The organism is Rhodovulum marinum (genome assembly GCF_004343075.1).
Lineage (GTDB): Bacteria > Pseudomonadota > Alphaproteobacteria > Rhodobacterales > Rhodobacteraceae > Rhodovulum > Rhodovulum marinum.
The window spans coordinates 1-13,318 of sequence record NZ_SLXP01000004.1 but is presented as its reverse complement, the minus strand read 5'-3'; the positions used below and the strand labels follow the sequence as shown (position 1 = coordinate 13,318).

At 67.1% G+C, this 13,318-nt stretch carries 12 protein-coding genes; 11 read left to right on the top strand and 1 reads right to left on the bottom strand.

The features are described from left to right. The first annotated feature begins 41 nt into the window (after positions 1-41). On the top strand, positions 42-665 hold the full coding sequence (locus EV662_RS07845; RefSeq protein ID WP_132461612.1) for an A24 family peptidase: 624 nt from the start codon (positions 42-44) through the stop codon (positions 663-665). Here EV662_RS07845 and EV662_RS07840 read toward each other — a convergent pair. Next, entirely contained in the window at positions 617-2,239 is a 1,623-nt protein-coding gene (locus tag EV662_RS07840; RefSeq protein WP_132461611.1) for a hypothetical protein, read from the bottom strand. The two genes, EV662_RS07845 and EV662_RS07840, sit on opposite strands and share 49 nt — an antisense overlap. A gap of 160 nt (positions 2,240-2,399) precedes the next feature. Here EV662_RS07840 and EV662_RS07835 point away from each other — a divergent pair, with 160 nt between their 5' ends. From EV662_RS07835 to EV662_RS07790, 10 genes are all read left to right on the top strand, one after another. Continuing rightward, positions 2,400-3,710, top strand: a complete 1,311-nt coding sequence (locus tag EV662_RS07835; RefSeq protein ID WP_132461610.1) for a P-loop NTPase family protein — start codon at positions 2,400-2,402, stop codon at positions 3,708-3,710. Between the two features lie 159 nt (positions 3,711-3,869). Beyond that, positions 3,870-4,931: a dipeptidase gene (locus EV662_RS07830; RefSeq protein WP_425057000.1), complete on the top strand. Its 1,062-nt coding sequence runs from the start codon at positions 3,870-3,872 to the stop codon at positions 4,929-4,931. A gap of 53 nt (positions 4,932-4,984) precedes the next feature. Further along, positions 4,985-6,580 carry an ABC transporter substrate-binding protein gene (locus tag EV662_RS07825; RefSeq protein ID WP_132461609.1) on the top strand — a complete coding sequence of 532 codons (1,596 nt, stop codon included), beginning with the start codon at positions 4,985-4,987 and terminating at the stop codon, positions 6,578-6,580. Continuing rightward, positions 6,581-7,639 carry an ABC transporter permease gene (locus EV662_RS07820; protein WP_425056999.1) on the top strand — a complete coding sequence of 353 codons (1,059 nt, stop codon included), beginning with the start codon at positions 6,581-6,583 and terminating at the stop codon, positions 7,637-7,639. It abuts the gene before it with no gap. Further along, positions 7,636-8,544, top strand: a complete 909-nt coding sequence (nikC, locus tag EV662_RS07815) for a nickel transporter permease (RefSeq protein ID WP_132461608.1) — start codon at positions 7,636-7,638, stop codon at positions 8,542-8,544. Before EV662_RS07820 ends, nikC begins: the two co-directional genes overlap by 4 nt. Further along, on the top strand, positions 8,541-9,395 hold the full coding sequence (locus EV662_RS07810) for an ABC transporter ATP-binding protein (RefSeq protein ID WP_132461607.1): 855 nt from the start codon (positions 8,541-8,543) through the stop codon (positions 9,393-9,395). The genes nikC and EV662_RS07810 overlap by 4 nt, the downstream gene beginning before the upstream one ends. Beyond that, the gene (locus EV662_RS07805) at positions 9,392-10,153 is read left to right on the top strand and encodes an ABC transporter ATP-binding protein (RefSeq protein WP_132461606.1); all 762 of its coding nucleotides are present in this window, start codon (positions 9,392-9,394) and stop codon (positions 10,151-10,153) included. Before EV662_RS07810 ends, EV662_RS07805 begins: the two co-directional genes overlap by 4 nt. 131 nt (positions 10,154-10,284) lie before the next feature. Continuing rightward, on the top strand, positions 10,285-10,590 hold the full coding sequence (locus EV662_RS20025; protein WP_132461605.1) for an ABC transporter substrate-binding protein: 306 nt from the start codon (positions 10,285-10,287) through the stop codon (positions 10,588-10,590). After that, the gene (locus EV662_RS07795; RefSeq protein ID WP_165915552.1) at positions 10,587-11,453 is read left to right on the top strand and encodes an ABC transporter substrate-binding protein; all 867 of its coding nucleotides are present in this window, start codon (positions 10,587-10,589) and stop codon (positions 11,451-11,453) included. The genes EV662_RS20025 and EV662_RS07795 overlap by 4 nt, the downstream gene beginning before the upstream one ends. 63 nt (positions 11,454-11,516) lie before the next feature. After that, positions 11,517-13,318, top strand: a 1,802-nt coding sequence (locus tag EV662_RS07790) for a HAMP domain-containing protein (protein WP_132461603.1), incomplete at its 3' end; no start/stop codon positions are given.

The following is a 13,318-nucleotide window of genomic DNA, read 5'->3' as shown; positions in this document are numbered from 1 at the left end:
TCCTTGTGAATGTCGTTTCTGTTTCGCCCCCGGAGACAGCCATGAACCAGACCGATCCTTCCGCAGGATCCGACCGCCGGCCGCGGCGCCCGCTGCTTGTTCTTGTGGCGCCTGCCCTTCTGGCGGGGCTGGCCGCACTTGCCGCGACGGGGCTGGCGCGGCTGTCGCTGCCGGCGGCGTTCGTGTTCCTGCCCTTTGCCCTGCCGGTCGCGATCTGGGTCGCGTGGAGCGACATGAAAACCATGAAGATCCCGAACAAGGCGGTGTTCGCCCTGGTCGGGGTCTTTGCGGTGGTGGGCCTGATCGCGCTGCCGCTGGAGGCGTGGGCCTGGCGCTGGGCGCATCTGGGCGTGGTGCTGGTGATCGGGTTCCTGATGAGCACCTTCGGCATGGTCGGCGCGGGCGATGCCAAGTTCGCGGCCGCGATGGCGCCCTTCGTGGCGTTGCCCGACACCGGCAGTTTCCTGGCGCTTTTCGCCGCGGTGACGCTGTCGGCCTTGGTCACGCACCGGATGGTGCGGCGGATCGGGGCCGTGCGGCGCGCCCTGCCCGACTGGGAAAGCTGGGAACGGCGCGATTTCCCGATGGGCCTGGCACTGGCCGGGGCGTTGATCTTCTACCTTGCGCTGTCGGGGACGCTGGGGCTGATCGCCAGCAGCACGTAATCGGGCGTGCGGCGCAGTTCGGCCAGGGCATGGCCCGCCTCGTCCAACTCGCGCAGAACGCGGTCGCGCACATCGGGCCGCGTGGCGCATTGCGGCACCAGCACCAGGTCCGCCCCCTGCACCCCGGGCAACCCGCCGTAATACCAGGGCGCCCCGCCGGGTAGCGGCGCCGGCCCGCCGTAGAGCCAATAGGCGCTTAACATGTCGGCCACCAGAACCGGCCGGCCGCCCAGCCCCGCATCGTCGATATCTTGGGCCACCGCGCGGAACCAGCCGACCAGCCCGCTGATCAGGCGGCAGTTTTCCAACGGCTCGCCCGACAGCAGCGTGGCCTCGGGCAGCAGGCGCGGCTGCCACCAGGCATGGCCCGCGCTCATCGAACGGCTGATACGGGTCTGAACATGACCCACGCGGGCCTCGGGCATCCAGATACCCGCATCGCCCGGCAATGCGGCGACGGTGCCCGCCTGCGAGGCGGCATAGTTGCGCAACGGGCTTTCGGCCATCGCCATGAAGATCGGCGCGACCAGCAGCAACGCGGCCCCGCCTGCCACCGTCAGCCCCTGGCTGGCCCCCGCCTCGCCCGGCCCTGACGCAGGACGCAGCGCCAGGGCGGCAAGGCCGAGAAAGAACAGCCAGACCGGATCGTTGCCATAATTCTGGAAGGTCACGTAGGCCAGCCCCGGCGCCGTCGCCAGCAGCAACAGGCCAGCGCGGTCGCGCCCGGCGCGCCGTGCCAGGATGACCGTGGCCAGGAAAAGCAGGCTGCCGATCCGGGCCGTGGTGCCCCCCACCACGTCCAGCAGGCTGCCGCTGGGATGGGCGCGGATGTCGGTTCCCGCCACGCCGAGCAGATCGCCCAGATAGGCCGGCCACAGGGCAGGCCCCGCCGCGGCCGTCACCGCCAGCGCGACCGCCCCGCCCGCGCCCAGCGCCGCCAGCCCGCCGCGCCGATCCCGCGCAAGGAGAAAGGCCAGCGCGGCAACAGGGGCCGCCGCAAGAAAATAGGTCACCTTGATCAGCGCAAGCGCCCCCAGCCCCAGCCCGATCACCAGCCCGTCGGCCAGCCGCGCCCGCGGCCCGGTGCGGCGCGCGGGCAGCACCGCCAGGACCAGCACGATGAAGAGGATCGCCCAGGCCCAGCGATTGTAGTTCATCGACAGCGAGATATCGGGATCGGACGTGGCCGGCACCAGCGCGATGGCCAGCACCATGACCCCCGCGCCGAAAAGATGCGCCCAGCCGCGCGGCAGGCGGCTGACGCCGGCCCACCAGGCCGCGGGCGCCAGAACGGCCCCGACCAACGCCTGGCCCAGCACGAAGGCATCCGCCAGCGGATAGCCAAGCCGCACGAACAGCGCGATCGGTGCGTAGGCCAGAACGCCCAGCGGCGTCATGAAATCCAGATGGGGCCATTCGCCCGCGGCCTGGCGCAGCACGATCTGCACCATGTGCAGCATGTCGCCCTCTTGCCAGACGGGGTAAAGCCCGCCCTTGGCCAGCCCCGCCCAGGTCGCCGCCCCCAGGATCGCGGCCATCAGCGCCGCAAGCGTGAACGGATCGGATCGTGTCATCCCCTGCCCTCGTCCTGCCTGTCATCCTCTTGCGGCCGGGGTCATGAACGGACAAGCGCGATTCATGCGATTGTCCCAAAAGCCCCGGCCTCTTGCCCAAGAATTGCCCCAAAATGCGGTCAGTTTTGGGCAGAGAACGCAGCAGTTTCAGGGCAACTCCATGAATATGCAGACTTCCGCGGTGATGGCGCCACCCGCCCCGCGCACGCTGGCCGAAATGCGCCTGCCGATGGTGATGATGCGCGACATCCTTCTGAAGACGATCTTTCGCAAGAATGTCGACACGGTCAGCGAGATCGCCAAGGCGATCTGCTTGCCGATCCCGGTGACGCAGGAACTGGTCGATGTCGCGCGCCAGCAGAAACTGCTGGAGGCGACCGGCACGCTGCATGCGGGCGCGGGCAGCGAGATGGGGTTCCAGCTGACCGATGGCGGAAAGGCGCGGGCGCTGGATGCGCTGTCGCAGTCGGAATATTACGGCGCGATGCCCGTACCGCTGGAGGTCTACTCCGAACAGGTGAAACGCCAGTCGATCCGCAACATCCAGATCACGCGGGACCAGCTGACCGGTGCGATGGGCCACCTGATCCTGCCCGACGAGTTGCTGGACCACCTGGGCCCGGCGGTCGGCGCGGGCCGGTCGATCCTGATGTACGGCCCGCCGGGGAACGGGAAGTCGTCGATTTCCAACGGTATCCGCGACGCGCTGGGCGACAAGATCTACATCCCCCGCGCCATCGAGTATTCCGGCCAGGTGATCACCGTCTACGACCCGATCGTGCACACGGCAGCCGAGGAACTGGTGGACGACCCGAATTCGCTGCGCCGCACCTCGGGGCGATTCGACACGCGCTACGTGCTGTGCGAACGGCCCACGGTGATCACCGGCGGGGAACTGTCGCTGTCGATGCTGGATCTGGTCTACAACCCCACCGCGCGCACCTACCAGGCGCCGTTGCAGTTGAAATCGACGGGCGGCATCTTCATCGTCGACGACCTTGGCCGCCAGGCGGAACCGCCGCAGGCGCTGGTCAACCGCTGGATCGTGCCGCTTGAGGAATCGAAGGACATCCTCGCCCTGCAATCGGGCGAGAAGTTCGAGGTGCCGTTCGACACGCTGGTGATCTTCTCGACCAACTTCCACCCGAACGAGATCTTCGACCGCGCCGCGCTGCGCCGGATCTTCTTCAAGATCAAGATCGACGGCCCCTGCCAGGAGGATTTCCTGAAGATCTTCGCCATGGTCGCGCGCAAGAAGAAGATGCCGATCGACGAGGACACGCTGATCTACCTGCTGAAGGAAAAATACCCCACGATCGACAATGTCTATGCGAACTACCAGCCGGTGTTCCTGATCGACCAGATGATCGCGATCTGCGAGTTCGAGGGCATCCCCTACCAGATGTCGCCCGCGCTGATCGACCGCGCCTGGGCCAACATGTTCGTGCGCGAAGAGGAAATCATCCACTGACCTCTCCGCGCCGGTGGATGAGGGGCAGCCCGGCCGCGATGGCCGGGCTGTCCGCGTTTCGACCGGAAGGTCCGGTTTCGGGGTTTCCACCGGGCGGAATTCGGCTAGGGTCGGCGCTGGAATGCAGGGCAGAAGCCCTTGGACAAGCGCGGGGATTGCGTGACGCTGCCGACGGAACCGGCCGTTTTCGACGGCCATAACGATGTTCTTCTGAAACTGTTCCGCGCCGGCGGCCCTGTCGCCGCCGACCGGTTCCTGACCGACCACGAGGGTCATCTCGACCTGCCCAAGGCGCGCGCGGGGGGATTTGCCGGCGGGTTCTTCGCGATCTTCGTGCCCTCGGACGATATCGACCTTGACGACAAGACCGGGCAGATGAGCCAGGCAAGCTACAGCCTGCCCCTGCCCAGCCCCATCGAGTGGGAAGACGCGCTGCCCGTGGCGCTGACCCAGGCCGCGACGCTGTTCCGGCTGGAGGAACTGGGCGCGCTGAAGGTCTGTCGCACGGCGGCCGATATCCGCGCCTGCATGGCCGAAGGCAGGCTGGCGGCGATCCTGCACATGGAGGGCGCCGAGGCGATCGACCCGGAATTCCACGTGCTGGACGTGCTTTACAAGGCGGGGCTGCGCTCGCTTGGCCCGGTCTGGAGCCGGCCGACGATCTATGGCGAGGGTGTGCCGTTTCGCTATCCGTCGGATGCCGATATCGGCGGCGGGCTGAGCGAGGACGGGATCGACCTGGTCAAACGGTGCAACGATCTGGGTATCCTGATCGACCTGTCGCACCTGAACATGGCCGGATTCTGGGACGTGGCGAAGCATTCCGCCGCGCCGCTGGTCGCCACCCATTCGAATGCACATGCGATCACGCCGCAGGCACGCAACCTGACCGATGCCCAACTTGACGCCATTGCGGCAAGCGACGGCATGGTCGGGCTGAACTTTGCGGTTGCCTTCCTGCGCCCGGACGGCCGGATGGTCGATACCGGGCTTGACGACATGCTGCGCCATCTCGACCATCTGCTGCATCGCCTGGGCGAGACGCGCGTGGGGCTGGGATCGGATTTCGACGGGGCGCTGATCCCCTTTGGGATCGGCACGGCGGCCGGCCTGCCCGCGCTGCGGCAAGCGATGGCCGATCACGGATACGGGGCAGAGCTGATCGAAAGGCTGTGCCACGGCAACTGGTTGCGGGTGCTCGAAAAGACCTGGGGGCAGTGAAAGACCCCCGGGCCGCGCCCGAACACGGACAACAACAGGAGAGGACTGACAAGATGAACGCATTTTCCAAGCTGATGTCAGGCGCCGCGCTGGGCCTGAGCGTCGCGCTGACCGCGATGCCCGGCTGGGCCGAGACGCCGGCCAACATGCTGGTGATCGCGACCCGGATCGACGACATCACCTCGCTTGACCCGGCGCAGAGCTTCGAGTTCTCGGGCGGCGACGTGATCCGCAACCTTTATGGAAAGCTGGTCAATTTCGATCCGCTGAACCTGGAGGCGGGCTTTCAGCCGGATCTTGCCGAAAGCTGGGAGGTCAGCGAGGACGGCCGCACCATCACCTTCACCATGCGCGAGGGCGTGAACTTCGAATCCGGCAACCCGGTGACCGCCGAGGATGCCGCCTTCTCGTTGCGCCGCGCGGTCAAGCTGAACCTGAACCCCTCGTTCATCCTGACCCAGTTCGGCCTGACCGCCGACAACGTGGACGAGATGATCCGCGTCGAGGACGGCAAGCTGAAGCTGACCACCGACAAGGCCTACGCGACCTCCTTCGTGCTGAACTGCCTGACCGCCAATATCGGTTCGATCGTCGACATGCAGACGGTGATGGCGAACGAACAGAACGGCGACATGGGCAACGCCTGGCTGTCGACCCATTCGGCCGGGTCGGGCGCCTATCGGCTGGTCAGCTGGAAGCCGAACGAGAGCGTGACGCTCGCGGCCAATCCCGACTTTCACGAAGGCGCCCCCGCAATGGAGCGCGTCGTCGTCCGCCACGTCCAGGAAAGCGCGACCCAGCGCCTGTTGCTGGAACGCGGCGACATCGACATCGCGCGCAATCTGAACCCCGAGGATATTGCCGGGGTGTCGGGTCGGGACGGCGTGAAGATCCAGGAAGAGCTGAAAGGCTACCTGATGTATTTCTCGCTGAACCAGAAGGTGCCGGAACTGGCCAAGCCCGAGGTCCGGCAGGCGTTCAAGTACATGGTCGACTATGAGGGCATGGCGAACAGCTTCCTCAAGGGGCAGTATACGGTCCAGCAGAACTTCCTGCCCCGGTCCTACCTGGGCTCGGTCGACGAGAACCCGTTCTCGCTGGATATCGAGAAGGCCAAGGCGCTGCTGGCCGAGGCCGGCGTCGAGGGGTTGGAACTGGAGATCGGCGTGCGCGAGGTGCAGGACCGGATGGAGATCGCCCAGTCGCTGCAGAACACCTTTGCCCAGGCGGGCGTCAAGCTGAACATCACGGTGGGCACCGGCGCGCAGATCCTCGGGCGCTATCGCGCGCGCGAACTCGACGTCTATCTCGGCACCTGGGGCCCGGATTATCCCGACCCGCAGACCAACGCCTCGACTTTCGCGTGGAACGCCGACAACTCGGACGAAGCGCAGCTGACCGGTGTCCTGGCCTGGCGCAACAGCTGGGATGCCGCCGGTCTGACCGAGAAGGTGGACGCCGCCGTCGTCGAGAACGACACCGAGACCCGCGCACAGATGTATCGCGACATCCAGGCCGAGTTCCGCGAAACGTCGCCCTTCGCCATCATGTTCCAGAACATCGAACAATCGGCGATGTCCGAGAACGTGGCGAATTTCACCACCGGACAGGCGATCATGGACGCGGCCTACTGGGAAGTGACCAAGTAGGTGGCGGTGGCCGACCGAAAGACCGAAGGGCGCCCCCGGGCGCTCTTCCCGCGCTGGCTGCTGCGTTCGGGCGTGACGGTCGGTTCGATCGCTGTCACCATGCTGGGGCTGCTTTTCGTGACCTTCATGATCGGCCGCGTGATGCCGGTCGACCCGGTGCTGGCGATCGTGGGCGACCGCGCCTCGGCCGAGGTCTACCAGCAGGTCTATGAACGGCTCGGTCTCGACCGGCCGCTGATCGTGCAATTCGCGATCTATCTCGGCGACGTGGTTCGGGGCGATTTCGGCATGTCGATCCTTACCGCCCGCCCGGTGGCCGAGGACATCGCGCGCGTGTTTCCCGCAACGCTGGAACTGGCCACGCTGGGCACGGTGATCGGCGTCGCCTTCGGCGTGCCGCTGGGCGTCGTGGCCGCGGTCCGGCGCGGCAGCTGGATCGACCAGATCGCGCGCGTCGTGGCGCTGGTCGGCTATTCGATGCCGATCTTCTGGCTGGGGCTGATGGGCCTGCTGATCTTTTACGGCATCCTCGGCTGGGTCGGGGGCCCGGGCCGGGTGTCGATCTTTTATGCCGACATGGTGCCGCCGGTGACGGGGATGATCCTGGTCGACTCGGCGCTTGACGGGAACTGGACGGTGTTCCGCGATGCGCTGTCCCATATCGTGCTGCCCGCCGCGCTGCTGGGCTATTATTCGCTGGCCTATATCAGCAGGATGACGCGGTCCTTCATGCTGGAACAACTGTCGGCCGAATACGTCACCACCGCGCGGGTCAAGGGCATGTCGGAATGGGCGGTGATCTGGGGGCATGCCTTCCGCAACATCCGGGTGCAGCTGATCACCGTGGTCGCACTATCCTATGCGGGCCTGCTGGAAGGATCGGTGCTGACCGAGATCATCTTTTCCTGGCCGGGCATCGGCAGCTATATCACCACCGCCCTTCTGTCGGCGGACATGAACGCGGTGCTGGGCGGCACGGTGGTGGTGGGCCTTGTGTTCGTGCTGCTGAACGTGGCGTCCGACCTTCTGTACAAGTTTCTCGACCCGAGGGCGAAATGAGCGGGACGGCCTGGCGCGAGTGGTTGCTGACGGACACGCCGCATTCACGGATGCAGGCACGGGCCGCGGCGCTTTACCAGGGCTGGCTGGCCTTCCGTTCGAACACGCTGGCGATGTTCGGGCTCGGCATCCTGGTGTTCCTGCTGGCGGTCGCGGCCTTCGCGCCCGTCATCGCCCCACATGACCCCTATTACCAGGACCTCGCGAACCGGCTGCAGCCGCTGGGCACCGAGGGCCACTCGCTGGGCACCGACTCGCTGGGCCGGGACATTCTTTCACGGCTGATCTACGGCTCGCGGATCACGCTGTATATCGTTGCGCTGGTGGCGCTGATCGCGCCCGTGGCGGGGCTGATCGTGGGCACGGTCGCGGGGTATGTCGGCGGCTGGGTCGACATGGTGCTGATGCGGATCACCGACATCTTCCTCGCCTTTCCCCGGCTGGTTCTGGCGCTGGCCTTCGTCGCGGCCCTGGGCGCGGGCATCGAGAACGCGGTGCTGGCCATTTCCCTGACCGCCTGGCCGCCCTATGCCCGCATCGCCCGGGCCGAGACGCTGACGATCCGCAATTCCGACTATATCAGTGCCGTGCGCCTGCAGGGCGCGGGGCCGCTCCGGATCATCACGAAACATATCTGGCCGCTGTGCATTTCCTCGCTGATCGTGCGGGTGACGCTGGACATGGCCGGCATCATCCTGGCCGCGGCGGGCCTCGGCTTCCTCGGCCTCGGTGCGCAGCCGCCCAGCCCGGAATGGGGCGCGATGATTTCCGAGGGGCGGCGTTTCATCCTCGATCACTGGTGGGTCGCGACCATGCCGGGGCTTGCGATCTTCACCGTGTCGCTGGCGTTCAACCTGCTGGGCGACGGCTTACGCGACGTCCTCGATCCGAAGAGCGAGAAATGACCGACCTGCTGGACGTCAAGGACCTGTGGGTCCGGTTTCCCACCCGCAAGGGCCAGTTCGACGCGGTCCGGGGCGTGTCGTTCCGGCTGGGCCGCGAACGGCTGGGCATCGTGGGCGAAAGCGGGTCCGGCAAGTCGATGACGGGCCGTGCGATCCTGCGCCTGATCCGCGCGCCGGGGCAGGTCGAGGCCGCCCATATCAAGCTGGATGGCGAGGACCTGTTGCAGAAATCCGAGGTCGAGATGCGCGCGGTGCGCGGCCAGCGGATTTCCATGGTGATGCAGGATCCCAAGTTCTCGCTGAACCCGGTGATGACCGTGGGCGACCAGTTGATCGAGGCCTATCGCCTGCACGCCAAGGGCACCCGCGCCGAGGCGCGCGCCAAGGCCATCGAGATGCTGGAGGCGGTCTCGATCCGCGACGCCGAGCGCGTGATGCGCGCCTATCCACACGAGATGTCGGGGGGGATGGGCCAGCGGATCATGATCGCGATGATGCTGATCCCCGACCCGGAGTTGCTTATCGCAGACGAACCCACCTCGGCGCTGGACGTGTCGGTGCAGGCGCAGGTCCTGCAGATTCTCGACCGGCTGGTGCAGGATCGCGGCATGGGGCTGATCTTCATCAGCCACGATTTGAACCTCGTGGCGCAATTCTGCGACCGGGTGCTGATCATGTATGCCGGGCGCGTGGTCGAAACCTGCGATGCCGCGCGGCTGCACGAGGCGACGCATCCCTATACCCGGGGCCTGCTGAATTCGCTGCCCCGGTTCGACGCGCCGCAAGGCCGGCTGGAGGTGTTGAAACGCGACCCGGCCTGGGCCGAGGCGCCGAGCGTGGGGCCGGAATGAGCGCGCTGAGTTTCAAAGATCTCGATGTCTGGTTCGGCGAGGGGCGCGACCGGGTGGATGCCGTCCGGGGGGCCAGTTTCGAGGTCGCCCCGGGAGAGAGCTTCGGGCTGGTGGGCGAAAGCGGTTCGGGCAAGTCGACGATCATGCGCGCGCTGACGGGCCTTGCGCCGCACTGGTCGGGCCGGATGGCGGTGAACGGGCGCGACGTGCCGCCCGGCAAGCGCCGCGACAGGGCGTTCTACAAGACCGTGCAGATGGTGTTCCAGGACCCTTACGCCTCGCTTCACCCGCGCCAGTCGGTCGACCAGGTCCTGTCCGAAACCCTTTACCTGCATGGCTTTCGTGATGTCGAACCGCGGATCGAACGGCTGCTGGACGATGTCGGGCTTGGCCCGACCTTCCGCTTTCGCTACCCGCACCAGCTTTCGGGCGGGCAGCGCCAGCGCGTTGCCATCGCGCGCGCGCTGGCCCCTGAACCCGCGATCCTGCTGCTGGACGAACCGACCTCGGCGCTGGACGTGTCGGTGCAGGCCGAGATCCTGAACCTGCTGACCGACCTGCGCACCGAACACGACCTGACCTTCCTGATGGTGTCCCACGACCTGGCCGTGGTGGCGCATATGTGCGAACGCATCGCAGTGATGCGGGCGGGCGAGATCGTCGAGGTGATGGGCGTGGACGAAATGCGCGCGATGCGGCCCGGCCATCCCTATACCCAAAGCCTGCTCGAGGCCTCGCTGGGTTACCACCGCGGCTGACAGCGCCCCCGTCCGGCCCGGGTCGCTAAACTTTGCGCTTAACCCTAAGCTTTGACCCGCGCGGCGGGAAAGGCCCCGTTAAGGGTTCGGGCGCAAGGTCTGCCAGCACGTCCTGAAAAGCAGAGTCGCAGATGCACATATCTTCCACTCTGGCTCTCGCAGCCGCCTATTGCCTTGTTCCCGCGACCCTGCATGCCGCCCAGGGTGTCGATCGCGACAGTATCCGGTTTGTCCAGATCGCCCCGCTTGAGGGCGAAGGCGCCGCACTCGGCACCGGGATACGCCTTGGCCTTCTCGCCGCGTTCGAAGAGGCGAACGGCAAGGGCGGGGTCCATGGCCGCAAGATCCGGCTGGACAGCCATTGCGACAGCAACGATCCGGGCCGTGCCGTGGAACGGATGGACGCGGTCATCGCCGGGTCGACCATCTCGCGGTGATTGGCACGGTCGGCGCAGCCGCGTCGCGCACGCTGCAGCCTTTGGCCAGCGCGGCAGGCATGGCCTTTGTCGGCCCGGCCACCGGCGACGAGACCTTGCGCGCGCCCTGGGCCAGCAATGTCATCAACATCCGCCCCACCGACGCGGCCGAAATCCGTGCCCTAGCCGGGCACCTGGCCGGCGCCCAAGGGGTCAAGCGCATCGCCGTGCTTTACGAAAACGGCGAGGAAGGGCGCGCATTGCTCAAGACGGTCAAGTCCGCGCTGGGCCGCCACGACCTCGAACCTGTGGCCCAGGGCCGCTATGCGCACGGTACCACCGCGGTCAAGGTCGCGCTGCTGACGATCCGCCGGGCCAACCCGGATGCCGTGCTGATGCTGGGCGGGCACGCCCCCGCGGCCGAATTCATCCGGGTTGCCGGTTCGCTCGATTTCGCACCGGTCTTTGCCGGGCTGTCCGATACCGACGCGATCGCGCTGAGCGCCGAACTCGGCAAGGCCGCCGACCGCATTGTCGTCGCGGGCGCCGTGCCGCCCCCTTGGGACGACACCCGCGCCGTGGTCGCAGACTACCGCGCCGCGCTGGGCGCCTATGACACGGCGGCCGAACCCGGCTTCGCCTCGCTCGAAGGCTATCTCGCAGGCCGGCTCGCCGTGGCCGCACTGGACGATGCCGGACCCTGGCTCGACCGCGCGGATTTCCTGGCCGCTCTTGGCCGGCTGGGCGAACTGAACCTCGGCGGGCTCGCGCTCGCCTATGGCGCCGGTGACAACCAGGGGCTGGACGATGCGTTCCTGGTCCGCCTGGGCGGGGACGGCACGTTCGCCGCCCTGCCGCCCACCCCGGAGGGGGGCGCCGACTGAACCCGGCGGGCGGGGCGTATGCACCGCCCGCCGCCAACAACCTGAAACCTGCGGGAGGCTTCCATGCGCCGACTCGTGTCCTTCCTCTTTGGAAGCATCGCTATCAAGATCTCCATTTCCATGGCCGCCATGGGGGCCATGGCAGGCGCTGCCGTTCTGATCGGGTTGATGGTGTTCAACACGCTCTCGGCCTCGCTCAACACGCTGCTCGGCGAACAGCTTCCGGGCCTGCGCCACAGCGTCACCGTGATCGAGCATACCGGCGGCATCCGCGATGCCCTGTCCGAGATGCTGCTCGCCGGCACGCCCGCGGGCGTCGAGGCGGGGCTTGCGCGGTTCCATGACGAAAAAGCCTATCTCGAAGAGGGGATGAACGGCCTGCCCGAGGCATCGGCGGCGGCGATGCGGCCGCTGCTGGCCAAGCTGGAGACCGAGGCAGGCGACATGCGCGCGGCCCTGTCCGACCGCTTTGCCCGCGATGCCCAGCTGGACCAGACCATCGCCGGTTTCCGTGACCTGTCGCAACAGGCGCGCGACCTGCTGGTGCAGATGTCCGATGATGCGGCCTATGACATGGAGCTGGCCGGCGAACAGACCGTGCAGGCGGTGACCGACACGCTGACCGCCTTGATGGACTACGATTTCGCCGCGACGGCGCTTGTCCTGCGGGCCCGCAGCGAGATCAACCTGCTCAGCGGTATCGCGATCGCGCTGGCCGAGACGGTGGATGACGGGCTGGCCGAACGGCTGCGCGGCATCGCCGAAGCAAGCCTCGGAGAGTTCGACGCGATCCTCGCCGAGCTTGAGGAACGCGACGCGATCCCCGATCAACTGCCGACCCTGGTCGAAACCCGCGCCGTCTTCGCCGAGGCCAGCCGACAGGGCTTTCGCGCGCGCGCGGGGTTCATGGACCGGCTGATGGTTTTGCGCGACAAGAGCGAAACCGCGCTGACCTACGCGATCGACGAGCTGACCTACAACCTGATGATCGGCGCCGAGGATACCGCGACCTTCAACAGCGAAGCCGTCGTGCGGCTGATCGACAACGAGATGAAGTTCATTCGCGACGCCGCCCGCATGGAACTTGCGGTGGAAACGGTCGTCGCGACCGCCTTTCTGGGGGCAACCGTGCGCAACCTCGATACCGCGGCCGCCGCCCAGGCCGAACTGGACGCCGCCGCCGAGGCCCTGCGCAACCTGGCGGCCGAGATTTACATGACCGACGAGCTGGGCGTTATCGTCGAGGGCATCCTGGCCTTCGCCGCGCCCGAAACCGGGATCGTGGCGACCCGCGCCGACATGCTGGCGGCGCAGGCACGGGCGGAACGAACCTCGGTCGCGGCCTATGAGCAGTTGCGCCGGATCGGCGACGCCGCCGTCGCCCATGGCGATGCCGCGCTCTTGGCGGCAGCCGAAGCGGGCGACGCGGTTCTTGCCGATGCCGACCGCGCCGAAGACCAGCTGCGCATGGTCGCGCTGGGCAGCCTTGCCCTGGTGGTGGCCGCACCGCTTTTCACCTGGCTTTTCATCCTGCGGCCCATGGGGCGCCTGGTCCGCGTGACCGAACGGCTGTCGAAAGGCGATCTCGCACCGATCACCGGGTTCCACATCTCGGGCGGCGAAATCGGCCGCATGGCAACCGCGCTTGGGGTCTTTCGCGAGGGCCTGATCGAACGCGAACGCATGCAAGAGCACGAACGCGCCACCGAAGAGGAGCGTCGCGCCCATGCCGCGGCGCAGCATGACGTGGTCACCCGCCTGGCCGATGCGCTGCAGCGCCTGTCTGCGGGGGATTTGTCGGAGTCCCTGGAGAAGCCATTCCCGGAGGATTACGAGCAGTTGCGGCATGATTTCAACGCGACGGT